The 25,472-nt window shown below is 65.7% G+C and carries 23 protein-coding genes, 1 tRNA gene and 1 pseudogene; 10 read left to right on the plus strand and 15 right to left on the minus strand.

Annotated elements, in window-relative coordinates; translation table 11 throughout:
* Positions 1 to 110: pseudogene (locus WT24_RS34555) on the plus strand (3-hydroxybutyrate dehydrogenase); the annotation flags it as partial.
* Positions 111 to 234: 124 nt separating this feature from the next.
* On the opposite strand, the gene WT24_RS22145 reads toward WT24_RS34555, so the two are convergent.
* Positions 235 to 1,434 carry an amino acid aminotransferase gene (locus WT24_RS22145; RefSeq protein ID WP_060035864.1) on the minus strand — a complete coding sequence of 400 codons (1,200 nt, stop codon included), beginning with the start codon at positions 1,432 to 1,434 and terminating at the stop codon, positions 235 to 237.
* A 258-nt stretch (positions 1,435 to 1,692) separates the two neighbouring features.
* Between WT24_RS22145 and uvrB the strand changes: the two genes are divergently transcribed.
* The 5 genes from uvrB to WT24_RS22170 all read left to right on the plus strand — a co-directional run bounded on the left by uvrB (position 1,693) and on the right by WT24_RS22170 (position 7,242).
* A complete protein-coding gene (uvrB, locus tag WT24_RS22150) occupies positions 1,693 to 3,783 on the plus strand; it encodes an excinuclease ABC subunit UvrB (RefSeq protein WP_059504041.1) in 2,091 nt (696 codons plus the stop codon).
* Between the two features lie 225 nt (positions 3,784 to 4,008).
* Entirely contained in the window at positions 4,009 to 4,560 is a 552-nt protein-coding gene (locus tag WT24_RS22155) for an iron transporter (RefSeq protein ID WP_050018184.1), read from the plus strand.
* A 55-nt stretch (positions 4,561 to 4,615) separates the two neighbouring features.
* The gene (locus tag WT24_RS22160) at positions 4,616 to 4,948 is read left to right on the plus strand and encodes a cupredoxin domain-containing protein (RefSeq protein ID WP_006478303.1); all 333 of its coding nucleotides are present in this window, start codon (positions 4,616 to 4,618) and stop codon (positions 4,946 to 4,948) included.
* Positions 4,949 to 5,005: 57 nt separating this feature from the next.
* Positions 5,006 to 5,848 (plus strand): FTR1 family protein, encoded by an 843-nt coding sequence (locus WT24_RS22165; RefSeq protein ID WP_059504039.1) that lies wholly within the window; start codon positions 5,006 to 5,008, stop codon positions 5,846 to 5,848.
* Positions 5,845 to 7,242, plus strand: coding sequence for a 4Fe-4S binding protein (locus tag WT24_RS22170; protein ID WP_059504037.1), 1,398 nt, complete (start codon positions 5,845 to 5,847; stop codon positions 7,240 to 7,242). The genes WT24_RS22165 and WT24_RS22170 overlap by 4 nt, the downstream gene beginning before the upstream one ends.
* Before the next feature lie 281 nt (positions 7,243 to 7,523).
* Here WT24_RS22170 and hemP read toward each other — a convergent pair whose 3' ends face one another.
* From hemP to WT24_RS22185, 3 genes are all read right to left on the minus strand, one after another.
* On the minus strand, positions 7,524 to 7,769 hold the full coding sequence (gene hemP, locus WT24_RS22175) for a hemin uptake protein HemP (protein WP_034207822.1): 246 nt from the start codon (positions 7,767 to 7,769) through the stop codon (positions 7,524 to 7,526).
* A 141-nt stretch (positions 7,770 to 7,910) separates the two neighbouring features.
* Complete coding sequence (locus WT24_RS22180) at positions 7,911 to 8,393, minus strand: SRPBCC family protein (RefSeq protein ID WP_059504035.1); 483 nt, start codon at positions 8,391 to 8,393, stop codon at positions 7,911 to 7,913.
* A gap of 101 nt (positions 8,394 to 8,494) precedes the next feature.
* Positions 8,495 to 9,367: a pirin family protein gene (locus WT24_RS22185; protein WP_059504033.1), complete on the minus strand. Its 873-nt coding sequence runs from the start codon at positions 9,365 to 9,367 to the stop codon at positions 8,495 to 8,497.
* 121 nt (positions 9,368 to 9,488) lie between these two features.
* Between WT24_RS22185 and WT24_RS22190 the strand changes: the two genes are divergently transcribed.
* Positions 9,489 to 10,463, plus strand: a complete 975-nt coding sequence (locus WT24_RS22190; RefSeq protein ID WP_059791404.1) for a LysR family transcriptional regulator — start codon at positions 9,489 to 9,491, stop codon at positions 10,461 to 10,463.
* Between the two features lie 405 nt (positions 10,464 to 10,868).
* Here the strand turns inward: WT24_RS22190 and WT24_RS22195 are convergent, their stop codons facing one another.
* From WT24_RS22195 to WT24_RS22235, 9 genes are all read right to left on the minus strand, one after another.
* A complete protein-coding gene (locus tag WT24_RS22195) occupies positions 10,869 to 11,297 on the minus strand; it encodes a biopolymer transporter ExbD (protein ID WP_006478310.1) in 429 nt (142 codons plus the stop codon).
* Between the two features lie 13 nt (positions 11,298 to 11,310).
* On the minus strand, positions 11,311 to 12,045 hold the full coding sequence (locus WT24_RS22200; protein ID WP_027784946.1) for a MotA/TolQ/ExbB proton channel family protein: 735 nt from the start codon (positions 12,043 to 12,045) through the stop codon (positions 11,311 to 11,313).
* A gap of 34 nt (positions 12,046 to 12,079) precedes the next feature.
* Entirely contained in the window at positions 12,080 to 12,817 is a 738-nt protein-coding gene (locus tag WT24_RS22205) for an energy transducer TonB (RefSeq protein WP_059504031.1), read from the minus strand.
* Between the two features lie 217 nt (positions 12,818 to 13,034).
* On the minus strand, positions 13,035 to 13,271 hold the full coding sequence (locus WT24_RS22210) for a bacterioferritin-associated ferredoxin (RefSeq protein ID WP_011885486.1): 237 nt from the start codon (positions 13,269 to 13,271) through the stop codon (positions 13,035 to 13,037).
* 146 nt (positions 13,272 to 13,417) lie between these two features.
* Positions 13,418 to 14,275, minus strand: a complete 858-nt coding sequence (murI, locus tag WT24_RS22215) for a glutamate racemase (protein ID WP_059791355.1) — start codon at positions 14,273 to 14,275, stop codon at positions 13,418 to 13,420.
* 34 nt (positions 14,276 to 14,309) lie between these two features.
* A complete protein-coding gene (bfr, locus tag WT24_RS22220; protein WP_006478315.1) occupies positions 14,310 to 14,786 on the minus strand; it encodes a bacterioferritin in 477 nt (158 codons plus the stop codon).
* A gap of 193 nt (positions 14,787 to 14,979) precedes the next feature.
* Complete coding sequence (locus WT24_RS22225; protein ID WP_006478316.1) at positions 14,980 to 16,503, minus strand: fumarate hydratase; 1,524 nt, start codon at positions 16,501 to 16,503, stop codon at positions 14,980 to 14,982.
* Positions 16,504 to 16,547: 44 nt separating this feature from the next.
* Positions 16,548 to 17,132 carry a TIGR00645 family protein gene (locus tag WT24_RS22230; protein ID WP_059504025.1) on the minus strand — a complete coding sequence of 195 codons (585 nt, stop codon included), beginning with the start codon at positions 17,130 to 17,132 and terminating at the stop codon, positions 16,548 to 16,550.
* A gap of 112 nt (positions 17,133 to 17,244) precedes the next feature.
* Positions 17,245 to 18,153: a DMT family transporter gene (locus WT24_RS22235; RefSeq protein ID WP_060035865.1), complete on the minus strand. Its 909-nt coding sequence runs from the start codon at positions 18,151 to 18,153 to the stop codon at positions 17,245 to 17,247.
* A 314-nt stretch (positions 18,154 to 18,467) separates the two neighbouring features.
* On the opposite strand from WT24_RS22235, the gene acs reads away from it, so the two are divergent.
* The 3 genes from acs (at position 18,468) to WT24_RS22250 (ending at position 22,896) form a co-directional block, all read left to right on the plus strand.
* Positions 18,468 to 20,450, plus strand: coding sequence for an acetate--CoA ligase (acs, locus tag WT24_RS22240; RefSeq protein ID WP_060035866.1), 1,983 nt, complete (start codon positions 18,468 to 18,470; stop codon positions 20,448 to 20,450).
* Between the two features lie 82 nt (positions 20,451 to 20,532).
* A complete protein-coding gene (locus tag WT24_RS22245) occupies positions 20,533 to 20,877 on the plus strand; it encodes a DUF4212 domain-containing protein (RefSeq protein WP_059504019.1) in 345 nt (114 codons plus the stop codon).
* 3 nt (positions 20,878 to 20,880) lie between these two features.
* Positions 20,881 to 22,896, plus strand: a complete 2,016-nt coding sequence (locus WT24_RS22250; RefSeq protein ID WP_060035867.1) for a sodium:solute symporter family protein — start codon at positions 20,881 to 20,883, stop codon at positions 22,894 to 22,896.
* Between the two features lie 229 nt (positions 22,897 to 23,125).
* On the opposite strand, the gene WT24_RS22255 is transcribed toward WT24_RS22250, so the two are convergent.
* Both WT24_RS22255 and WT24_RS22260 read right to left on the minus strand, forming a co-directional pair.
* Positions 23,126 to 23,216: transfer RNA gene (locus WT24_RS22255), tRNA-Ser, on the minus strand.
* A 57-nt stretch (positions 23,217 to 23,273) separates the two neighbouring features.
* Entirely contained in the window at positions 23,274 to 25,454 is a 2,181-nt protein-coding gene (locus tag WT24_RS22260; protein WP_060035868.1) for a TonB-dependent siderophore receptor, read from the minus strand.
* Positions 25,455 to 25,472 lie beyond the last annotated feature (18 nt).

Raw genomic sequence — 25,472 nt, forward strand, 5'->3', positions numbered from 1 at the left:
TCACGACGGTGCAGGATGTCGCGCAGACGGTGCTGTTCCTGTCGGCATTCCCGAGCGCTGCGCTCACGGGCCAGTCGGTGGTCGTCAGCCACGGCTGGTTCATGCAGTAACGCGGTGGCGGGCGGTGTAGCCGCCCGCCGCGCTGAACGGCACAACAAAAAAACGCGCTCCGTGGAGCGCGTTTTTCATGTCGGCAGGGCGTGTAGCCGGTGACGGCTGCCGCCCGGTGCCGCTTTACTTCAGGACCGCTGCGATCGCATTGGCGACCGCGTCGAGGTTGCGCGTGTTCAGCGCGGCGACGCAGATCCGGCCCGTGCTGACCGCATAGATGCCGAACTCGTCGCGCAGGCGATCGACTTGTGCCGAGGTCAGGCCCGAATACGAAAACATCCCGCGCTGCGCGTTGATGAAGCTGAAATCGCGATCGACGCCGCTCGCCTTCAAGCGCTCGACGAGACCGTTGCGCATCGCGCGGATGCGGTCGCGCATTTCGCCGAGTTCCTGCACCCACGCCGCGTGCAGTTCCGGCGATGCGAGCACCGCTGCGACCACCGCGCCGCCGTGGGTCGGCGGGTTCGAGTAGTTCGTGCGGATCACGCGCTTCAGTTGCGACAGCACGCGCGTGGCTTCTTCCTTGCTCGACGTGATGATCGACAGCGCGCCGACGCGCTCGCCGTACAGCGAGAACGACTTCGAGAACGACGACGACACGAACGCGTTGAGGTCGGCCGCGGCAAACAGGCGCACGGCAGCGGCATCGGCTTCGATGTTCTCGCCGAAGCCCTGGTAGGCCATGTCGAGGAACGGCACGAGGTTGCGCGCCTTCACGACGTCGACGACCTGTTGCCACTGCGCTTCGGTCAGGTCCACGCCGGTCGGGTTGTGGCAGCACGCATGCAGCACGACGACCGTGCCGGCCGCGTAGCTGTTCAGCGCCGACAGCATGCCTTCGAAGTTCACGCCGTTGGTGGCCGCGTCGTAATACGGGTACGCGACGACTTCGAAGCCGGCCGCTTCGAACAGCGCGCGGTGGTTTTCCCAGCTCGGATCGCTGATCGCGACCTTCACGTTCGGATTCACGGTGCGCAGGAAATCGGCGCCGATCTTCAGCGCGCCCGTGCCGCCCAGTGCCTGCGCCGTGACCACGCGGCCCGCCGCGATCAGCGGCGAGTCGTTGCCGAGCAGCAGCTTCTGCACGGCCGCATCGTAGGCGGCGATCCCGTCGATCGGCAGGTAGCCGCGCGGCAGGCCGGCCTCGACACGCGCCTTCTCCGCGTCGCGAACCGCGCGCAGCAGCGGAATCTTGCCGTCTTCGTTCGTGTACACGCCGACGCCGAGGTTGACCTTGGTCGGACGCGTATCGGCGTTGAAGGCTTCGTTCAGGCCCAGGATCGGGTCGCGGGGAGCAAGCTGGACAGCGGAGAAGAGCGACATGATGATTCGGCAGTAGTGAAAAGAGGGTCAGGCTTTCGCCGGCGGGGCGGGCGCGGAGCAGCGTGCCAACGGCGCGACGCCGGAAAGCGCAGCAGCCTGACATTGTAGCGAATTCGCGCTGGCGGGGGCGGCGATTCCATCGCGATCGGGGCGGCGAATCGTGAATTCGGGCGGCCGTCGCGCGTCAGGAGCCGACAGCAGTTCGCGCGGCCGCGAAGCGCTAGAATGCTTTCTTTGCCCTTGCTCCGGCCGCATTCCATGTCCGAACATCATGCCGAAGTCGGCGACGCGCTCGACGAATCCAAATTCGTCACTTTCGAAGGGTCGCCGTTCCAGCTTTACCAGCCATACCCGCCCGCGGGCGACCAGCCGACCGCGATCGACACGCTCGTCGAAGGCGTCGGCGACGGCCTTGCCTTCCAGACGTTGCTCGGCGTGACAGGTTCGGGCAAGACCTTCACGATGGCCAACACGATCGCGCGGCTCGGCCGCCCGGCGATCGTGTTCGCGCCGAACAAGACGCTCGCGGCCCAGCTTTACGCGGAGTTCCGCGAGTTCTTCCCGCGCAACGCGGTCGAGTATTTCGTCTCGTACTACGACTACTACCAGCCTGAGGCCTACGTGCCGCAGCGCGACCTGTTCATCGAGAAGGACTCGTCGATCAACGAGCACATCGAGCAGATGCGGCTGTCGGCGACGAAGAGCCTGATGGAGCGTCGCGACGTGGTGATCGTCGCGACGGTGTCGGCGATCTACGGTATCGGCAATCCGTCCGAATATCACCAGATGATCCTGACGCTGCGCACCGGCGACAAGCTCGGCCAGCGCGACGTGATCGCGCGGCTGATCGCGATGCAATACACGCGCAACGAGCAGGATTTCCAGCGCGGCACGTTCCGCGTGCGCGGCGACACGATCGACATCTTCCCGGCCGAACACGCGGAAATGGCCGTGCGCGTCGAGCTGTTCGACGACGAGGTCGAGACGCTGCACCTGTTCGACCCGCTGACCGGGCGCGTGCGGCAGAAGATTCCGCGTTTCACCGTGTATCCGTCGTCGCATTACGTGACGCCGCGCGACACCGTGATGCGCGCGGTCGAGACGATCAAGGACGAATTGCGCGAACGGCTCGAGTTCTTCCATCGCGAGGGCAAGCTCGTCGAGGCGCAGCGCCTCGAGCAGCGCACGCGCTTCGATCTCGAGATGCTGCAGGAACTCGGCTTCTGCAAGGGCATCGAGAACTATTCGCGGCATTTCTCGGGTGCGGCGCCCGGCGATCCGCCGCCGACGCTCGTCGACTACCTGCCGCCCGATGCGCTGATGCTGCTCGACGAATCGCACGTGCTGATCGGCCAGCTGAACGGCATGTACAACGGCGACCGCGCGCGCAAGGAAAACCTCGTCAATTACGGCTTCCGCCTGCCGTCGGCGCTCGACAATCGGCCGCTGAAGTTCCACGAGTTCGAGCGCAAGATGCGTCAGGTCGTGTTCGTGTCGGCCACGCCGGCCGACTACGAGAAGCGCGTGACGGGGCAGATCGCCGAGCAGGTCGTGCGACCGACGGGCCTCGTCGATCCGGAAATCGAGGTGCGGCCGGCGAGCTCGCAGGTCGACGACGTGCTGACCGAAATCAACGCACGCGTGCAGGCCGGCGAGCGCGTGCTGATCACCGTGCTGACGAAGCGCATGGCCGAACAGCTGACCGAGTTCCTGGCCGACCATGGCGTCAAGGTGCGTTATCTGCACAGCGACATCGATACGGTCGAGCGCGTCGAGATCATCCGCGACCTGCGGCTCGGCACGTTCGACGTGCTGGTCGGGATCAACCTGCTGCGCGAGGGCCTCGACATTCCCGAAGTGTCGCTCGTCGCGATCCTCGACGCGGACAAGGAAGGCTTCCTGCGCGCCGAGCGCTCGCTGATCCAGACGATCGGCCGTGCCGCGCGGAACGTGAACGGCAAGGCGATTCTCTACGCGGACAACATGACCGAGTCGATGAAGCGCGCGATCGACGAAACCGAGCGGCGCCGCGCGAAGCAGATCGCCTACAACGAAAAGATGGGCATCACGCCGCGCGGCGTCGTGAAGCGCATCAAGGACATCATCGACGGCGTCTACAACGCCGACGACGCGCGTGCGGAGTTGAAGGAGGCGCAGCAGCGCGCGAAATTCGAGGACATGTCGGAAAAGCAACTCGCGAAGGAAATCAAGCGTCTCGAGAAGCAGATGGCCGACTACGCGAAGAACCTCGAATTCGAGAAGGCCGCCGCGACCCGCGACCAGCTTGCCGTGCTGCGCGAACGCGTGTTCGGCGCGAACGTCGGCGATCACATCAGCGGCGGGCGGTAAATCTTTCCAAGCGTCACCGAATCCTTTTGGTAAAGCGCCTGTAAGCCTTGTCGGATCAGGGGTTTACGGCCCTCTCCGTTTGTTCGGAAACGGGTTCGGTGCTAAACTCCTCATGTATTGAGAATAGTTCGCATTAACGTTCTTCGTCGCGTTAGTGTTTCCAGCGGGCGCCCGGCGGCGGCTCGCATGTCGTCAAGATAGTCAGACAAATAACAAGGAGTGTCCATGTTGGGTTCTTCGTTCATCCGCACGACGGTTGCGGTAGCGGCGGCGCTGGCCGCGATGTCGGCCTCGGCGGCCGAGTATCCGATCGGCAAGCAGCAGATCCAGGGCGGCATGGAAATCGGGGCGGTGTATCTGCAGCCGATCACGATGGACCCGGAAGGCATGATGCGCAAGGCGTCGGATTCCGACATCCACCTCGAGGCCGACATCCATGCGGTCAAGAACAACCCGACCGGTTTCGCGGAAGGCGACTGGATGCCGTACCTGCAGGTCACGTACAAGCTGACGAAGCAGGGCGACACGAAGTGGAAGGCCGAGGGCGACCTGATGGGCATGGTCGCGAGCGACGGCCCGCACTATGGCGACAACGTGAAGCTCGCCGGCCCGGGCAAGTATCACCTGACGTTGGTCGTCAAGCCGCCGATGCAGTCGGGTCACATGGCGTTCGGCCGCCACGTCGACAAGGAAACGGGCGTGGGCCCGTGGTTCAAGCCCATCACGCTCGAGTACGACTTCCCGTTCGCCGGTATCGGCAAGAAGGGCGGTTACTGATCGGTGGCATGACGAACGGCGCGCTTCGGCGCGCCGTCGGCGTAGAGAACCCAGAATGAAAATTCCCCAGAAAATCGTTGCCGCAGCCGCTGCGCTGTGGCTTGCCGGCGCGGCGCATGCGGCCGATCTGCCGACGTTCAAGCTCGAGATGACGGACGGCAAGCTGAATCCCGCGCGCATCGAAGTGCCGGCCGGCCAGCGCTTCAAGATCGAGATCAGGAACACCGGCAAGGGCGCCGCCGAATTCGAGAGCGTGCAGTTGCGCAAGGAGAAGGTGCTCGCGCCGGGCGCCGATTCGTTCGTGGTCGTCGCCCCGCTGTCGCCGGGCGAATACAAGTTTTTCGACGATTTTCACCAGCAGGCACAGGGCGTGATCGTCGCGAAGTAACGCGTTTTATCTGCGCGCGGGCGTCCAGTCCCTTGCCCCGCGCGTCAGGAGGTATCGATGGGTCAGATCTTGTTCATCGTCTGGCGGGAGAGCGTCGAAGCGCTGCTCGTCGTCGGCATTCTCTATGCATGGCTGAAAAACGGCGACGACGACGCGCGCCGCGGCCTGCCTTTCCTCTGGGCCGGCGTCGGCGCCGGCCTGCTGATGGCCGTCGGCCTCGGCGCCGCGTTGGTCGGGTTCACCGAGGTGTTGTCCGGCGACGCGCAGGACTATTTCCAGACGGCGATGGTGCTGATCGCGTGCGTGCTGATCGTGCAGATGGTGCTGTGGATGCGCCGGCACGGCCGCACGCTGAAGCGCGACATGGAGCAGTCGCTGCAGCAAAGCACGCGCGATTCGAACTGGTGGGGCGTCGCCGTGCTGGTCGCGCTCGCGATCGCGCGCGAAGGCAGCGAGACGGTGATCTTCCTGTACGGCCTCGGTTTCGGCCAGTCGGGCCACGTCGACGGCAGCCAGATGCTCGCGGTCGTGATCGGTCTCGGCCTCGCGTTCCTCACGTTCTATCTGCTGCAGCTCGGCGGCAAGTATTTCTCGTGGCGGCATTTCTTCCGCGTCACCGAGGTGATGCTGCTGTTTCTCGGCGCGGGCCTGTTCCAGACCGGCGTCGACAAGCTGATCGACAAGGAAATCCTGCCGCTCGGCATCTCGCAGGTGTGGGATACGTCCGCGATCCTCGATGATTCGGGCACGTTCGGTTCGCTCGTCGCGACGCTGACCGGCTATCGCGCGCACCCGGCGCTGACCAACCTGGTGGCGTATGCGGTGTACTGGGCGGTCGTCTGGCTGCTGATGAAGCGCGCGAGCCGCCGTCCGGCCGTTGCAGCGGGTCGCGCGGCATGAGCGTTGTCGCCGCCGTCAAGCCGGGCTGGCTCGCGCAGGCCGGCCAGTGGATGCAGCGCCACGGTGCGCTGATCCGCGGTATCCAGTGGATCGTCGTCGCCGTCTACGCGTTCCTGATCATCGTGCCGGCGGTGTTGCCGCTGCCGGACGATTCCGCGCACCTGTGGAACAACCTCACGCTCATCGCGCAGTTCGCGTTCTGGGGCATCTGGTGGCCGTTCGTGCTGCTGTCGATGGTGATGCTCGGCCGCGTCTGGTGCGGTGTGCTGTGCCCTGAGGGCGCGCTTACCGAATACGCGAGCAAGTTCGGCCGCGGCGGCCCGATTCCGCGCTGGATCCGGTGGGGCGGCTGGCCGTTCGTCGCGTTCGGCATCACGACGATCTACGGGCAGATGGTGAGCGTGTACCAGTACCCGCTCGCGGTGCTGTTCGTGCTCGGCGGCTCGACCGTCGGCGCGATCGTGATCGGCGTGCTGTACGGCCGCGAGAAACGCGTGTGGTGCAAGTACCTGTGTCCGGTCAACGGCGTGTTCGGGCTGCTCGCACGGCTCGCGCCGATGCGCTACAAGGTCGACGAGGATGCATGGCGCCGTTCGTACAAGAACGGCGAGCACGGCCATCGCGTGATTCCGATCAACTGCGCGCCGCTCGTGCCGTTGCGCAACATGAAGGGTGCGGCGGCCTGCCATATGTGCGGCCGCTGCAGCGGGCACCGCGACGCGATTTCGCTGTCGCTGCGTTCGCCGTCCGACGAAGTCGTGAACCTCGGTGCGGAACAGGCCAACCCGTGGGACACCGCGCTGATCCTGTACGGCCTGCTCGGCGTGGCGATCGGCGCGTTCCACTGGACCGTCAGCCCCTGGTTCGTGCAGATCAAGCAATGGCTCGCGGGCTGGCTGATCGACCGCGACATCACGTGGCCGCTCGAGACCAATGCGCCGTGGTTCCTGCTCACGCACTACCCGGACCGCAACGACGTGTTCTCCTGGCTCGATGGCGGGCTGGTCGTCAGCTACATCGTCGGCACGGGCCTCGTGTACGGCACGGCGCTGCTGGTGTTGCTGGCCGGCGCCACGCTGATGCTCGGCCGCTTCGATCGCGTGCGCCTGCATCATCTCGCACAGGCGCTGATTCCGATCGCGGGTGCGGGCGTGTTCCTCGGGCTGTCGGCCACGACGCTGTCGTTGCTGCGCGCCGAGCATGTGCCGCTCGGCTGGGCATCCGATGTGCGTATCGCGATTCTGGTCGGCGCCAATGTGTGGAGTGCGTGGCTCGCGTGGAAGGTAGCGGGGCGCTATGCGGCATGGCCGCGCCGGCTCGCGGCATTCGCGTGGTTCGCCGTCGGGCTGGCCGTCGTCGACAGCGCATGGTGGTTGATGTTCTGGGGGTTCTGAAGCGGCGAGCATGCCGCTCCTCGCTGTCGCCGCACCGGCGGCAGCAACGCGACACCCGGGCAACGTGCTTCGCGCATTGGCAGATCAAACTAAAAAGCGACACGTCCTTCGACGTGTCGCTTTTTTCTTCCTTGTGCGAGAACCAAAAAAAAAGTGGCTTGGCTTGCTGCAACGGCTGCTTGAGTGTGTTTGCACGAAGGGGTCTAGATCTCGCGTGCAAGCCGTTACGCTGGCTACTGCCCAACACCTCTCAGGGAGGTGGTCCCCACAATACTCGGTCGTTACTTCGTCAGGATCAGTTTGCCGAGCCGCGTGGCGCGCAACTGATAAGTCTCTCCGTTATGCGCGATGCTGACATGGCTTTGGCCTTGCAGCAGCGCATCGCTGTTGACGACCCGCGTGCCTGCATCGCGGTTGCCGGCGGGTTTCGCCGGCGTGGTGACCGCTGCCGTCTTCTGACGGCTGCTGGCTGCGGTGCCGGTGGTGCGGCGCAGGGTCAGCGTGGTCGGGCGCATGGTGTCGGTCATTCGGTTTGAGCGGTGACTGTCGATACGATGGAATGAATTCTAAATGATAACCATTCCCATTTACAAAAACTCTTTGTCAATCGAAATATCAGCGCTGATAGCTTGAATCAAAAAAGGCGGCCCGCAGGCCGCCACGGGGATTCAGTGCAGCGGATCGGGATCCTTGCGACCCTGCGCGTATTCGCGGATCAGGCGAACGGTATCGATATCCGACGTGCGGTACGCCTCCTTGACGATCCCGTGCGTCTGTCGCGCTTCTTCGCTGTCGTCCGTGACCGTCAGCGTCGTGCGGTACTCGAAACGCAGGAACAGCTCGTTGTCGTCGCGCTCCTCGATCGTCATCGTCAATGAGCCGCCGATCTCGCCGTCGGCCGCGCGGATGTCGTAGCGGACCTGCTGGTTCGGCGTGAACGTCACGTGGTCGCGCACGGTCGCGTGGCCGTAATGCAGTTCGCGTTCGAGCGTCGTGTCTGTCCGTTCGTGGATGACGCAGCTGTCGAGACCGATCACGAACAGCTGCGGCTGTTCCGCACGCAGCACGAGGCCTTCCCAGAGCTGGTCGCGGGTGAGGGCCGGCACGGCCGGATCGTCGGAGTTGATCTGGATCAGATGTTCGAAGTTCAAGGGCAGGGGTTCCTTCTGGTGACGGGGTCGCCACATGCATGATTCAAGCACTTATTGTGACGCAAAACCACGGGCTTCGCGGCACCTGCGCCCCAACTGGTTCACGCGTCGATGCGGCCCATGCGGCCGGTCTGGTAGTCGACGACGGCCTGCCGGATTTCTTCCTCGGTATTCATCACGAACGGGCCGTAACGGACGATCGGCTCGTTGAGCGGCACGCCGCCGATCAGCAGCAGATCGAGCGACGTGTCGCCGGCAGCGAACGTGACGGTGTCGCCGTCGTCGCCGTAGACGATCATGTGCCGTGCGTCGACAGCCTGCCTGTCGGGCCCGTAGAGGCCCGTTCCGTCGATCGGATAGGCAAACACGCGGTAACCGGCCGGCACGGGCTGCGTGACCGTTGCGCCGGGTTCCAGCGTGAAGTGCTGATAGAGGATCGGCGTGCGCGTCTCGATCGCGGCCTGTACGCCGAATGCTTCGCCGGCGATGACGCGCACGCGCGCGCGGCCGTCCGGCGACGTCGCGGTCGGAATGCGGGCAGCCGGGATCTCCTGGTAACGCGGCGCGATCATTTTGTCGCGGCGCGGCAGGTTGACCCACAGCTGGAAGCCGTGGGAGCGCCCGCCTGCCTGAGCGAACGCCGGGTCCGGCATCTCGCTGTGCACGACGCCGGCGCCGGCCGTCATCCACTGCACGTCACCGGGGCCGAGTGTGCCGGCGTGGCCGGACGAGTCGCGATGACGGAAGCGCCCGTCGAGCGCGTAGGTCACGGTTTCGAAGCCGCGATGCGGATGGTCGGGCGCGCCCACGGCTTCGCCGGGGGCGTAGTCGACGGGGCCCATTTCATCGAGCAGCAGGAACGGATCGAAATCCATCAGCAGCCGCGTGGGGAACGGGCGGTGAACCACGAAACCGCCGCCTTCAGTGGTGCGAAGCGCGGGGTAGGTGCGATCAAGCGAGCGAGCGGTGGTCATGGGAAGCCCTCGACATCATCGGAATAGCGTTATTTTTGAAACATGGCGCTATTATATTGGGCGTTTTACCGCGCGATTCGCGGCGGTTCGCAATGGATTGTTCTGGAATTGGAACGATGAGATGAATATCGATGCACATAACCTGAACGACCTGATGTACTTCTCGCAGGTCGTCGAACATGGCGGCTTCTCGGCCGCCGAGCGCGTGCTGGGCATCTCGAAATCGCGTCTGTCGCGGCGCCTGACCGAGCTCGAAGCGGCGCTCGGCGTGCGCCTGCTGCAGCGTTCGACGCGCAAGCTCGCACTGACCGAGGCGGGGGAGCTGTTCTACCAGCATTGCCAGGCGATGCTCGCCGAAGCGAAGGCCGCGATGAATGCGGTGCAGCAGTTGCGTGCGTCGCCGCGCGGCTCGGTGCGCGTCAGCGTGCCGGTGACGCTGTCGCAGACGATGCTGTCGCGCATCCTGCCCGAATTCCTGCGCCGCTATCCTGAGGTGAAGGTGCATGTGCGCGTGACGAATCGCGTGATCGATCTGTTCGAGGATTCGATCGACGTCGCGTTGCGTGTGCGCTCGGAGCCACCGCAAAACGCCAACATCGTCGTGCGGCCGCTGTGGCGCACCGAGCAGATGCTGGTCGGCGCGCCGAGCCTGCTGAGCCAGAATGCGCCGCCGCTGGCGCCGGACGACCTGGCCGGCTTCGAGACGCTCGATACGCCGAGCGTCGACGGCCGGCACGTATTCAACCTGATCGCGCCGGACGGAACGCGCCACGTGCACGAGCATGATCCTCGGCTGGTGACGGCCGACCTGATGACGATCCGCGAGGCCGTGCTCGATGGCCTCGGCATCGCGGCGCTGCCGGAGATGATGTACGGCAACGCGCTGCGCGCGGGGCAACTGTCGCCCGTGATGCCCGGCTGGACGCTGCCGGTGCCGCAACTGTATGCGGTGTTCGTATCGCGGCAGGGGATGCCGCCCGCGGTACGAGCGTTCGTCGATTACCTGGTCGAGAAGCTCGACCATGGCGCGTACAAGGAGCCGGGTTGCCCCGAGCGCGCGAAGAAGGAAGCGGCGGCCGATGTTTCGGCGACCTGAACACGGCGCCCACGGCGACGCAAATTTGTTTTGTCATTGAAGCGTCGCCTGCAATCGCAAGTTTCAATCGCCGGAACCTTGAATGCGCGGACGGGCGGGCCTATATTGAAATCCCATTTCGTGAAGGAAGTTCTGAGCGAAATCAGGTGGCCGCATATATTGTGAGCCAGATAGGGCAGAACGCGCAGTCCGTGCAGACCACGGCAGAGTCGCATTTGCGTTGCTCGAGGCGCAACCGATACCGCCAAAGAGCCCGCCGCCCGAAGGCGCCCGCGTGCGCATGAAAAAAGGCCTTCATCTGGCGATGAAGGCCTTTTACTTTGGGGACGCCCGGTCAGGGACGCCCGGTTAGGGGTGGCCGGCTAGGTGCGCCGATACTACCCGCGACGGCGGGGCGCGCGCACGTTACTTCGCTTTCGCGCCGGGCTCCGTCACGAAGCCGAGCTTCGTCAAGCCGCCTGCCTGCGCATCCGACATCACTTCCGCGACGTGCTCGTACGCCACCTTGCGGTCCGCGCGCAGATGCAATTCCGGCTGCGGCGTGCGTTTCGCGGCTTCCGCGATGCGTGCCTGCAGTTGTTCGCGCGTGACCGTGTGGTCGTCCCACAGGATCGTGCCGTCGCCCTGGATCGCGACGTCGACGGTCTGCGGCTTTTCGTCGACGGGCTGGCTGCTGGCGTGCGGCAAGTCGATCTTCACCGCATGCTGCATCGCCGGGATCGTCACGAGAAAAATGATCAGGAGTACGAGCATGACGTCGACGAGCGGCGTCATGTTGATCTCGCTCATCACGGCATCGTCGTCATCGTCGCTGAAACCGGTGTTCATGGCCATGGATCACCTCGTCTCAGCTGGCGGCGCGCGATGCGAGACGCAGGCCGTCGCGCGTCGACGACGACGCGAGGCTCGCGCCCGTCACGAAGTACGCGTGCAGGCCGTGCGCGAAGCGGCGCAGCTTGCTGACGACACCCTTGTTCGCGCGGGTCAGTGCGTTGTAGCCGAGCACGGCGGGAATCGCGACGAACAGGCCGAAGGCCGTCATGATCAGCGATTCGCCGACCGGGCCCGCGACCTGGTCGATCGACGTCTGGCCGGTGGCGCCGATCGCGAGCAGCGCGTGGTAGATCCCCCAGACCGTGCCGAACAGGCCGACGAACGGCGCCGTGCTGCCGACCGATGCGAGGATCGCGAGGCCGCTCTGCATGCGCGAAATACCCTCGTCCATCGTGTCCTTCAGGCAACGCGTGACCCAGTCCGATACGTCCATGCGATCGTGCAGGTGCGGTTGGGTCTGATGGTGGTGGTCGGCGGCTTCCTTGCCCGACAGCGCGAGCGCGAGGAACGGGTTGTCGTTCGGCGTCGAGGCGGCGAGGCCGAGCTTCTTGATGCCATCGTCGAAATTGTCGGAATGCCAGAATGCCTGTTCGGCGTTCTTCGTGAGGCGGTTCAGGCGGATCACGTTCCAGCCTTTGACGACGATCACGATCCACGACAGGACCGACATCACGAGCAGCGTGATCGCAATCGCGCGTGTGACGAAATCACCTTGCGCCCAGACGTGCGCGATACCGTAGCTTTGCATTTTTGTTTCCTTTGAATCTTCCGGATGAGGCAGGTTAGTCGGTGAGCCCGAAGCTGTAGGGCTGTGTGCGGGCGGCGCGGATCGCCTGGCCGTTCTCGATATATGGACGGCAGGTGGTCGAGCGCATCGCGTCGAGTGCGGCATCGTCGAGGCGCGGATAGCCGCTGCTCTTCTGTAACACGATGCTGTCGCTTTCGATCTTGCCGGTCACGCCAACGACGAAGTGAACATAGGCGGTGCCCGATTCGCCGCGGCGGCGCGACATCGACGGATAGTCGGGCTTCACGAAGTTGCATTGGAGCGTCGGCACGTTCTTCGGCGCGCTGACCTGCATCGTTTCGCGCGCCGGGCCCGGCGTGGCGGCCGGTGCCGCGGGAGCGGGGGCGGCGGGAGCAGGTGTCGGATCGGCGGCGGGAGCGGGCGTGGGCGACGGGGCCGGCGACGGCGCAACCGGTTGCGGGGTCGGCTTCGCCGCTTTCTGCATCGGTTTCGGCTCGACCTTCGGCTTCACGCGCGGCACTGGCTTCGGCGGCGCGGGCTGCGGGATCGACTCGGCCGCGACCTGTTGCGCGATCGGCGCAGGCGCGATGAGTTGCGCGGTGATCGACTGCACCTCGACCGATTTCGGCGGCGGCGGGTTGCGATGGAGCCACGCGGCCGTGAGCATGATCGCGTGTGCGGCAAGCACACCGACCGCGACGACGATCACTCGGGGATTCATACGTGGTGCAGCCGGCATGGCGCCGGCAGGAGCGAGATGCGAAGCCTGCATGTTAGCTTGAAAGAACGACGTCGCACCCGGGGCGCGGCAGGTGAATCGGCATCACTTGCGGAAGATCAGCAGCGAGATGCAAACGGTGGTTACGAATCCGATCAGCAATTCCATCACAGGCTCCTTGGCAGGTAAGCCGTTGGCTCGCGCAGACGGTGGCTTGCTGACGGTCAAAACAAAAAATGCGGCCTGGCCGCATGCGCACGCTCAGCGTCGCTCAGGCCGCCTTGCGGTCGTAGAACGTGACCGGGATCGGATGCGCATGATGCTCGACACCGCACCGGCTCGCGCAGACGCCTTGCTCGGCCATGAGGTCGCGTACGGACTCCTCGCACTTGCCGCAGCACGTGGCCACGCCGAGCTCGAACTGGAGTTCGTCGAAAGAGCTCACGCCCTCGGCGAGGGACGCGCGAATCTTGCGATCGGAAACAGACTTGCACACGCAGACGATCATGATGAGTTGCGATAGCTAACGTTAATGCGAATTATTATCATTAATTTTGCGGGCGTTGACAAGCCTGGGTCGGCTTTTTTTAAAGCCATCGGACCCTTGAAGCGGCGGGCGTGGCGAAGCAGGGAGAGCGGACGCGCCGGCCCGCGTCAGGCGGTCGCGCAGGCGCGCGCGTTCGGCGAGGAAATGGTGACGGATTCGACCGGCGCATCGAGGCCGAGCAGCGTCGACGCGAGCGCGCGCAGTTGCAGGCCGTCACTCGTCGAACAGAAGCGCGGGGGCGCGGCGTGCGTGCCGGCCGGCGCGCGCAGCCCGCGTTCGTCGAGCACCCGCGCGAGCTGGCGGGCGATGGCATCGCTCGTGTCGACGATCGTCAGGCGCTCGCCCACAAGGTTACGAATCGTTTCCGTGAAGAACGGATAGTGCGTGCAGCCGAGTACCAGCGTATCGGCGCCGTCGTCGAGCATCGGCTGTAGGTAACGCTCGAGCAGCGCGCGCAACGCGGGGGAGTTCGTGTCGCCGCGTTCGATCGCTTCGACGAGCCCGTGGCCGGGTTGGCAGATGAAGCGACGGCCCGCGCCGTAGCGGTCGAGCAGCGCCTGGAAGCGCGGGCTGTTCAACGTGGATTGCGTGGCGAGCACGCCCGCGACGCCGGTCGCGGACAGCGCGGCGGCCGGCTTGATGCCCGGCTCGACGCCGACGAGCGGGATCGACAGGCGTTCGCGGATGGTCGCGATCGCCCGTGCCGTTGCCGTGTTGCACGCGATGACGAGCGCTTTCGCGCCTTCGCGGGCGAGCCACTCGCCGATCGCCAGCGTGCGTTCCGTGATGAATGCCTCGTCGCGCGGGCCATACGGCGCGTGGTGCGAGTCGGCGACGTAGACGAACGATTCGTCGGGCAAATGCGCGCGCGCGGCGCGCAGCACCGACAGGCCGCCGAGCCCCGAGTCGAAGATGCCGACAGGGGCGGCGGCGCGCGGCGCGGTAGCGGCGGACGGGTTCGTCATCGTCGGGTGGGCGGCGGGCTGGCGGGTGGCGCGATTACTCGGCCGAACCCATCATCGTTTGCTGATAGTTCTGCAGGCCGACCTTGCCGATCAGGTCGATCTGCGTTTCGAGCCAGTCGATGTGCTCTTCGGTGTCGTCGAGAATCTTCTCGAAGATCTCGCGCGACACGTAGTCGCGCACCGATTCGCAGTAGGCGATCGCTTCCTTGCAGGTGGACTGCGAGATCTGCTCGAGCTTCAGGTCGCACTTCAGGATCTCTTCGGTTTCCTCGCCGACGAGCAGTTTGTGCAGGTCCTGCAGGTTCGGCAGGCCGTCGAGCATGAACACGCGCTCGATCAGCCAGTCGGCGTGTTTCATTTCGCCGATCGATTCGTCGTATTCGTGCTTGCCGAGTTTGTCGAGCCCCCAGTGCTTGTACATGCGCGCATGCAGGAAGTACTGGTTGATCGCCGTGAGTTCATTCTTCAGTTGGGCGTTCAGATATTCGATGACTTTCTTGTCGCCTTGCATGGCTGTTCCTTGTTCAGTGGGGCTTCAGAAACCGAACGATAATCGCTCGAACGAGAAAAGCCAAGCCTCGAAGCCTTGTCGGGCCTGCCTTTTGCGTGTAATGAGAATCAGCCTCGAACAACCGGCCGCACACAATAATGAGAATGAGAAGTAAAAAGGCCGGACTTCCGTCCGGCCTTTCGTTCGATCGCGCTTAAGCGGTGGCGACCGGGATCTTGCCGATCTTCGCCTGCCATTCCTTCGGACCCGTCTGGTGCACCGACGTGCCCGACGAATCGACGGCGACCGTCACCGGCATGTCCTGCACGTCGAACTCGTAGATCGCTTCCATGCCGAGGTCTTCGAACGCGAGCACCTTCGCGCCGCGGATCGCCTTCGACACGAGGTAGGCCGCGCCGCCGACCGCCATCAGATAGGCCGCCTTGTGCTTCTTGATCGCGTCGATCGCGACCGGGCCGCGCTCGGCCTTGCCGACCATCGAGATCAGACCCGTCTGAGCGAGCATCGTCTCGGTGAACTTGTCCATGCGCGTGGCCGTCGTCGGGCCGGCCGGGCCGACCACTTCGTCGCGCACCGGATCGACCGGGCCGACGTAGTAGATCACGCGGTTCGTGAAGTCGACCGGCAGCTTCTCGCCCTTCGCGAGCATGTCGGCGATGCGCTTGTGCGCGGCGTCGCGGCCGGTGAGCATCTTGCCCGACAGCAGCAGCGTCTGGCCCGGCGTCCAGCTCGCGACTTCTTCCGGCGTCAGCGTGTTCAGGTCGACGCGCTTGCTGGTTTCGGTGTTCGGTTCCCACTGCACCTTCGGCCAGGCGTCGAGCGACGGCGCTTCGAGCTTGGCCGGGCCCGACCCGTCGAGCACGAAGTGCGCGTGGCGCGTGGCCGCGCAATTCGGAATCAGCGCGACCGGCTTCGAGGCCGCGTGCGTCGGCGCCGCCATGATCTTCACGTCGAGCACGGTCGCGAGGCCGCCGAGGCCCTGCGCGCCGATGCCGAGCGCGTTGACCTTCTCGTGCAGTTCGACGCGCAATTCCTCCACCCAGTCCTTCGGGCCGCGCGCGATGATTTCCTGGATGTCGATCGGCTCCATCAGCGATTCCTTCGCCATCAGCATCGCCTTCTCGGCGGTGCCGCCGATGCCGATCCCGAGCATGCCGGGCGGGCACCAGCCGGCGCCCATCGTCGGAACCGTCTTCAGCACCCAGTCGACGATCGAGTCGGACGGGTTCAGCATCACGAACTTCGACTTGTTCTCGGAGCCGCCGCCCTTCGCCGCGACCTGCACGTCGACCTTGTCGCCCGGCACGATCTCGTAGTGGATCACGGCCGGCGTGTTGTCCTTCGTGTTCTTGCGGGCGCCTTCCGGCGGATTGACGATCGACGCGCGCAGCACGTTGTCCGGGTGCGTGTAACCGCGGCGCACGCCTTCGTTGATCATGTCGGTGAGGCCCATCGTCGCGCCGTCCCAGCGCACGTCCATGCCGACCTTCACGAAGATCGTCACGATGCCGGTGTCCTGGCAGATCGGACGCTTGCCTTCCGCGCACATGCGGCTGTTCGTGAGGATCTGCGCGATCGCGTCCTTCGCCGCCGGGCTCTCTTCCAGCTCGTACGCGCGGCCGAGGGCCTGGATGTAGTCGAGCGGGTGGTAGTAGCTGATGTACTGCAGCGAATCCGCGATGCTCTGGATCAGGTCTTCCTGTTTGATGACGGTCATGGCTGAGACTCTGTGGGGACAGTGGGGAAGGATTTGCCGACGGTTCAGGCCGCCGGTCGGGACGCCGCTGGCGCATGCGTCTCGTGGAAATGGGCCGGATGCGTGTGCGTCGTGAGGCGATCGACCCATGCCATCACGAGCGCCGACACGAGGAACGACACGTGGATGATCACCTGCCACATGATCGCGTGCGTCGTGTGCTGATCGGGGTTGATGAAGGTCTTCAGCAGGTGGATCGACGAAATGCTGATCAGCGCCATCGACAGCTTGACCTTCAGCACGCCCGCGTTCACGTGGTCGAGCCATTCGGGCTCGTCGGGATGGCCCTCGATGCCGAGCCGCGACACGAACGTTTCATACCCGCCGACGATCACCATGATCAGCAGGTTCGAGATCATCACGACGTCGATCAGGCCGAGCACCGCGAGCATCACGCTGATTTCGTCGAGGCCCGTCGCATGCGACAGCAGGTGCCAGACTTCCTTCAGGAACAGGAACACATAGATGGCCTGCGCGACGATCAGGCCGAGGTAAAGCGGAACCTGGAGCCAGCGGCTCATGAAAATCAGCGCGGGAAGCGGACGAAGCGGGCGACGGCCAGAATGACCGGGCGAATGCGGGGCGGACATGTCGGGGTACGGGCGCGGGGCGCAGGTATCGGGGGTAATCTTGAAAAGGCGCGCTATTGTAACGCGTCGGCCGGCGCGGCTGCAGCGACGCGCCGGCACTGCGAGGGACGGATCACGAAGCGGCGGCCGGCACGCTTTTCACACGCAGGCTCGCGAGCACGATGCCGGCGACGACGCACGCGAGCGCGATGCCGTGCGCGAGCGTCGGGCGCTCGCCGAGGAACGCGATGCCGTACGCGGCCGCGGCGATCGGCAGCACCGCGCTGAACACGCCGGCGAGGCTGCCCGGCACGTGCCGGATGCCCTTCATCCACAGCCAGAACGAGAAGATGCTCGCCGACAGCCCGTACCAGACGACGAGCGCCCAGGTGCCGGCCGGCACGCTCGCGTAATCGAAGCGCCACAGCGCTGTCGCGCCGAGCGGCAGCATCAGGAACAGGCCGAACAGGTGGGTGTAGGCGCAGATGTCGATCGGGGCGAGCGTTTGCGTGAGCCGGCGCGACAGGATCACGTAGATCGATTCGCAGCACACCGCGCCGAGGATCAGCAGGTTGCCGGTCAGCGAGCCGGACGCGTCGCCGTGCGCGCCATGCCCGGCCGCGCCGCCGTTGGCGAGGTTGATCGTCACGACGCCGACGATCGCGAGCGCGATCGACACGAGCGCACGGCCGTTCGGCTTTTCACGCAGGATCAGCCACGCGAACAGCGCGACGATCGCCGGGATCGTGCTCGTGATGACGCCCGCGGCCACCGCGCTCGTGCGCTGCACGCCGTTGAGCATCAGCAGCGTGAACATGAAGGTGCCGAAGAAGGCTTGCAGGAACAGGTTCAGCCATTCGCCGCGCTTGACCGCGCGCATTTTCACGGGCCTGAACAGCGGCCACAGCACGGCGATCGCGATCACGAAGCGCAGCGTGGCGAGGATGGCGACGGGGACGAATGCAACGATGGATTTACCGATACCGACGTTGCTGCCGACGAACAGCATCGACAGGATGAGGAAGAGGGCGTAGCGATTCAAGCTGGAATCCGGAAGGCGAGTTCAGTTAGGATTGTAGGGTCGCGGTTGTAACAGCGTAAAGCTGACTCGATGCGCCGCCCCGCGCACGAAACGGCCAGGCCGCGTAAGTGACGGGTAAGTTGGAGCGCTTATCGTGGACACTGCCGGGCCGCAGGTCGCGTTCGCGTGATGTGGTGCGGTGCAGCATCGTGCGCAGGCCGTCGCGGCCGCGTGCGGGTGGGTGGGAGACAGCGGCGCGCGAGCGCCGGCCAAGACGCGCGGCGTGCACGATCGCGCCGCCATGCAGAGGATTCATGTTCACCAAGGGGTAGTCGATGTCTGCGATTGAATCGGTTCTTCACGAAACCCGTCAGTTCGCGCCGCCCGCGGCGCTCGAGAAGACGGCGACCATTTCCGGCATGCCGGCCTATCGCGCGCTCGTCGCCGAGGCCGAGCAGGATTACGAAGGCTTCTGGGCGCGCCTCGCGCGCGAGGGCCTCGCGTGGCACAAGCCGTTCACCAAGGTGCTCGACGAGAGCAACGCGCCGTTCTACACGTGGTTCGAGGACGGCGAGCTGAACGCGTCGTACAACTGTCTCGACCGCCACGTCGAAGCCGGCAACGGCGAGCGCGTCGCGGTGATCTTCGAGGCCGACGACGGCACCGTCACCCGCGTCACCTATGCCGACTTGCTCGCACGCGTGTCGCGCTTCGCGAATGCACTGAAGAAACGCGGCATCGCGAAGGGCGATCGCGTCGTCATCTACATGCCGATGTCGATCGAAGGCATCGTCGCGATGCAGGCCTGCGCGCGCATCGGCGCGACGCACTCGGTCGTGTTCGGCGGCTTCTCCGCGAAATCGCTGAACGAGCGGCTCGTCGACGTCGGCGCGGTTGCGCTCGTCACCGCCGACGAGCAGGCGCGCGGCGGCAAGACGCTGCCGCTCAAGAGCATCGCCGACGAGGCGATCGCGATGGGCGGCTGCGAGGCGGTCAAGAGCGTGATCGTCTATCGCCGCACCGGCGGCAAGATCGACTGGCATGCCGAGCGCGACCTGTGGATGCACGAACTCGTCGACGGCGAATCCGAGCGCTGCGAGCCGACCTGGGTCGGTGCCGAGCATCCGCTGTTCATCCTGTATACGTCGGGCTCGACCGGCAAGCCGAAGGGCGTGCAGCACAGCACGGGCGGCTACTTGCTGTGGGCCGCGCAGACGATGAAATGGACCTTCGACTGGAAGCCCACGGACGTGTTCTGGTGCACGGCCGACATCGGCTGGGTCACGGGCCATACGTACATCACTTACGGGCCGCTCGCGTGCGGCGGCACGCAGGTCGTGTTCGAAGGCGTGCCGACTTATCCGGACGCCGGCCGTTTCTGGAAGATGATCGGCGATCACAAGGTCACGGTGTTCTACACCGCGCCGACCGCGATCCGCTCGCTGATCAAGGCGGCCGAAGCCGACGACAAGGTTCACCCGAAGAGCTATGACCTGTCGAGCCTGCGCATCATCGGCACGGTGGGCGAGCCGATCAATCCGGAAGCGTGGATGTGGTATCACAAGCACGTCGGCCACGAGCGCTGCCCGATCGTCGACACGTGGTGGCAGACCGAAACCGGCGGCCACATGATTACGCCGCTGCCGGGCGCGACGCCGACCGTGCCGGGCTCATGCACGCTGCCGCTGCCGGGCATCACGGCCGCGGTGGTCGACGAGACGGGCCAGGACGTGCCGAACGGGCAAGGCGGGATTCTCGTCGTCAAGCGCCCGTGGCCGGCGATGATCCGCACGATCTGGGGCGACCCGGAGCGCTTCAAGAAGAGCTATTACCCCGAGGAGCTCGGCGGCACGCTCTATCTCGCCGGCGACGGCACCGTGCGCGACAAGGAGACCGGCTACTTCACGATCATGGGCCGGATCGACGACGTGCTGAACGTGTCGGGCCACCGGCTGGGCACGATGGAGATCGAATCGGCGCTGGTGTCGCACGAGCTGGTGGCCGAGGCGGCGGTGGTCGGCCGTCCGGACGACACGACGGGCGAGGCGGTCGTGGCGTTCGTCGTGCTGAAGCGTTCGCGCCCGGAAGGCGACGAAGCCGCGGCGCTCGCGAAGGCGCTGCGCGACTGGGTCGGCAAACAGATCGGGCCGATCGCGAAGCCGAAGGACATCCGCTTCGGCGACAACCTGCCGAAGACGCGCTCGGGCAAGATCATGCGGCGCCTGTTGCGTTCGCTCGCGAAGGGCGAGGCGATCACGCAGGACACGTCCACGCTCGAGAATCCGGCCATCCTCGAGCAGCTCACCGAAGTGCGTTGAGCACACGGTTGCGCGTCATGCGCGCGAGCCCCTGCGCGGCAATCCCGATTGCCCGCGCAGGGGCTTTTTGCTACATAACGGCATGACCGTTCCGACCCGTTCGGCGCCTGCCGCGCCACCCCCCGTTCCCGCGCCGCTCGCGCGTGCGCACGCACGCTACTGGCGCTTCAACGTCGCGCTGATCGCGGTGCTGATGGTGATCGGCTTCGCGGTGTCGTTCATCGTGCCGTTCTTCGGACCCGCGCTCGCCGGCGTTCGCTTCGCCGGTTTCAGCCTGCCGTTCTATGTCGGCGCACAGGGTGCGATTCTCGTCTACCTCGTGCTGATCGTCGTCTACATCGGGCTGATGCAACGCGCGGACCGTACGCTGCGCCGCGCGTACGACGAGCATGCGGCACGCGCCGGCCCTGCGAGCGGCGGGCGCTGATTCATGCTGACGCATCGACTGATACGCGCGTACGCGCTCTACACGCTCGGGTTTCTCGGGTTCGTGCTGCTGATGTGGCGGATCGAGCGCGCGACGGGCTCGGGCGTCTGGATCGGCTACGTGTTCCTGTTCGTGCCGATCGCCGTGTATGCGGTGATCGGGTTGTTGTCGCGCACGTCCGATCTCGTCGAGTACTACGTGGCCGGGCGGCGCGTGCCGTCCGCGTTCAACGGGATGGCGACGGCGGCCGACTGGCTCTCGGCCGCGTCTTTCATCGGCCTGGCCGGTTCGCTCTACGCCACCGGTTACGACGCGCTCGCGTACGTGATGGGCTGGACGGGCGGGTTCTGCCTCGTCGCGTTCCTGCTCGCGCCGTATGTGCGCAAGCTCGCGCGCTACACGATTCCCGATTTTCTCGGCACGCGCTTTTCGAGTACGGCCGTGCGCGCGCTCGCCGCCGGCGCGGCGATCCTGTGTTCGTTCGTGTACCTGGTCGCGCAGATCCAGGGGATCGGCCTGATCGCGACGCGCTTCATCGGCGTCGATTTCGCGATCGGCATCTTCTGCGGGCTCGCGGGCATTCTCGTGTGCTCGTTTCTCGGCGGGATGCGGGCGGTCACGTGGACGCAGGTCGCGCAGTACATCATCCTGATCAGCGCGATCCTGATTCCGGTGTCGCTGATCGCGCTGAAGAATGGCCTCGGGCCCGTGCCGCAGTTCAATTACGGCAAGCTGATGGAGCGTGTCGCGGCGCGCGAGGCGCAGGTGCGCGACGCCTACGACGAGCAGCAGGTGCGGGATGCGTACCGCCGGCAAGCCGCGGATATCCAGACGCGGCTCGACCGGTTGCCGGCGTCCCATGCGGACGCGCGCCGGCATCTCGTCGACCGGCTTGCCGACCTGCGGCGCCACAACGGGCCGCTGCGCGAGATCAGCCAGCTCGAGCGCGAGCTGGCCGATTTCCCGCGCGATCCGGCGGCGGCGCGCGTGGCGTGGACACAGGCGCGTGACGACCTGCTCGCGCGTGCCGAGCCGCCCGTGCCGATGCACGAGCCGTTTCCGGCCGCGAGCGAAGACGAACGCAAGCCGCGCGAGCGGAATTTCCTCGCGCTGCTGCTGTGCCTGTCGCTCGGCACCGCGAGCCTGCCGCACATCCTGACGCGCTACAACACGACCACGTCGGTCGCGTCCGCACGGCGTTCCGTCGGCTGGACGCTGTTCTTCATCGCGCTGTTCTACCTGAGCGTGCCGGTGCTCGCGGTGCTGATCAAGTACGAGATCCTCGCGAATCTCGTCGGGCGGCCGTTCGCCGAATTGCCGGCGTGGGTCACGCAATGGCATCACTTCGAACCCGATCTGATCAGCGTCGTCGAGGTGATTCGCGACGGCATCGTGCACTGGTCGGAAATCCAGATGCAGCCGGACATGGTCGTCCTGGCCGCGCCGGAGATCGCGGGACTGCCGTACGTGGTGTCGGGGTTGATCGCGGCCGGTGCGCTGGCCGCGGCGTTGTCGACCGCGGACGGGCTGCTGCTGACGATCGCGAACGCGCTGTCGCACGACGTCTATTACTGCATGGTCGCGCCCGATGCGACGAGCCAGCGGCGCGTGACGATCTCGAAGGTGCTGCTGCTGGGGGTGGCGCTGTTCGCGTCGTATGTCGCGTCGCTCAATACCGGGAAGATCCTGTTTCTCGTCGGCGCCGCGTTTTCGCTGGCGGCGTCGAGCTTCTTTCCGGTGCTGGTGCTGGGCGTGTTCTGGAAGCGCACGACGACGCGCGGCGCGATTGCCGGGATGGTGACGGGGTTGGCGGTGTGCGTGTACTACATCGTGTCGACTTATCCGTTCTTCACGCAACTGACCGGATTCGCCGGGCGCGCGTGGTTCGGGATCGAGCCGATCAGCTCGGGCGTGTTCGGCGTGCCGGCGGGGTTCGCGGTGGCGATCGCGGTGAGTCTGTGCGACAAGCGGCCGGATGAATATACGCGGGCGCTGGTGGATTACATTCGGCATCCGTGAGGATGCAAGGCGGCCGTAGCGCGTATCGACGTGCAAAATGAAACGCCCCCTCGGACTTCTCGGGAAATCGGGGGCCTCATGCTTTCTGGCGAGGAGAGGGGATTCGCCCAAAGAAGCGCGGGCTGCGGATTCGCTTGCGAGCGAATCCCATCGAATCCCCGCGCAAGCCGAACCATCGGCCTGCTTTTCTCCGGAAACGAAAATGCCCGCTGGCGCGGGCATTGAATACTGGCGGAGAGAGGGGGATTCGAACCCCCGATAGGCGATTAACCTATACACGCTTTCCAGGCGTGCGACTTAAACCACTCATCCATCTCTCCGGAAGACCGAGAGTATAGCAAACTCTGGCGGCTGCCCGCCACTCCCTTCGGCGCCCGTCAGAAATCCGTCGTCACCGACAGCCACACCGAGCGCGGGTCGCCCTGCGTCAGATATCCGCCGATCGTCGACGACCAGTACGACTTGTTCGCGACGTTGCGCACGGTCGCGCGGAACGTCGTCTTCTTGCCGAACACGTCCGTCGCGTAACGCGCGCCGAGATCGACGCGGTCCCACGCCTGAATCGACATCGTGTTCGCGACGTCCAGGTACTGCGGCCCCGTGTGGATCCAGCGCGCGGTCAGCGTGAGCCCGTTCAGCATCGGCACGTCGTATTCGGCGCCCGCGTTGAGCAGGAACGACGGCACGCCGATCGGCCGGTGGCCGTCGTTCGCGCCGCCCGCCGTGTTCCGCAGCGTCGCGTCGAGATACGTCGCGCCCGCGATCAGCCGCACGCCTTTCCACGGCTCGCCGTACACGGCCGTCTCGATGCCGCGGTGCCGCTGGGTGCCGTCGGCGCCGAACAGGGTCGTCGCCGGATCGGTATATGCCATCGGCTTCTCGATCTGGAACAGCGCAAGCGACGCGCCGTACTTGCCGGTGTCGTAGCGGACGCCGGCTTCATATTGCTTGGATCGGTACGGCGACAGCGCCTGGCCCGCGTTGCGTGCGGTGTTCGGCGCGATCTCGCCCTGTGCGAGCGCTTCGCTGCGGTTCGCGAAGATCGACACGTTGCGCCACGGCTTCACCACGAGACCGAACACCGGCGTCGTGATCGCGTCGCTGTAGGCGGTGGCGATCGCACCCGTGTAGTCGAAGTTGTCGACCGAGATCGACTGGCGCCGCGCGCCGATCGTGAACAGCACGCGGTCGTCGAGGAAGCCGAGCGTATCGGATACCGCGAGGCTGCGCAGCCAGGTCTTCGTGATGGTACCCGGATCGTTCATGTCGCCGCCTGCATAGGCGGTTGGCGGGGACGCGAGCGGCGCCGGATCGTAGAGCGTCGTCGGGAACGCGTTCGACATCGTGTACGCGGACTGGCTGTCGATGCGGATGAACGACGCGCCGGCCGTCACGAAGTGCGACACGGGGCCGGTCGTGAAGCGGCCGCGCACGCCGGCTTCGGCCGACTGCGCATCTTCCTTGTGCGGCACGCTCAGGCGCGAGCCGGTCGTGCCGGACGACGAGTAAGTCGGCGTGTAGTAGTCGCCGTGCTCGTTCGTATGGCGTGCGCCGGCGGATACGTAGGCCGTCCACGCGGGCAGGAAGTCATACTCGGCGCGCACGATGCCGACCGTGTCCTCGAGTTCGCTGAAGCTCCACGGCTGCGCATAGTTGTGCGTCGCGGACGGCACGGCGGGCAACTGATTGCCGCTGACGAGCACGACCGGGCGACCGTTGTCGATCCGCTGCCGCTGATACAGGAAGTCGCCGGACAGGCGCAGCTTGTCGCCGCGCCAGTCGAGCGACACCGCCGTCACGTTGCTGCGGCGGCGCTCGTCGTCGACGGCGGTGTCGCCGCCGCTGATCGACTGGTTCACGCGCACGCCGAACTGGCCTTCGCTGCCGAAGCGGCGGCCGATGTCGACATGCGTGCCGAGCGAGCCGGACGTGGCGCCGTCGACGGTGACGCGCGTGAGCGGCTTGTCGTCCGCGCGCTTCAGTTGCAGGTTCACGCCGCCGCCGACCGCCGAGCCGTTCGGCGATGCACCGTTCAGGAACGCATTCGCGCCCTTGAACACGTCGACACGCTCGACCGCATCGGTCTGGACGAGCTGCCGCGGCGTGACGCCGTACAGGCCGTTCAGCGACACGTCGTCGCCGGCGAGCTCGAAACCGCGGATGACGAAGACCTGCGAGAAGTTGCCGTAGCCGGAGGCGCTGCGCACGGCCGGATCGTTGTCGAGCACGTCGGCAAGCGTGCGCGCCTGCTGGTCCTCGATCAGTTTCGACGTGTAGGTGGTCATGCTGAACGGCACGTCGCTCGCCTTTTGCCGGCCGAGCACGCCGAAATCCGCGCCGCGCGCGACCTGGCCGCCGGCGTAGGTTGGCGCGAGGTCGCCGGGCAGCGGCTCGGCCGCGCCGGTCACGTTGATCGACGGCAGCATGGCGGCGTCGGGTGCTGCGTTGGCGGCGGAAGTGGCCTGTTGGGCCCGGGCCGCGGCCGGGAAGGTGCAGGCGAGCGCAATGCCGAAGGCAATCGGCGTGAGACGCCGGACGGGTAACGAACGTGTCGACATGGGACGCAAATCGGGTGT

The organism is Burkholderia sp. MSMB1078WGS, assembly GCF_001528895.1.
Lineage (GTDB): Bacteria > Pseudomonadota > Gammaproteobacteria > Burkholderiales > Burkholderiaceae > Burkholderia.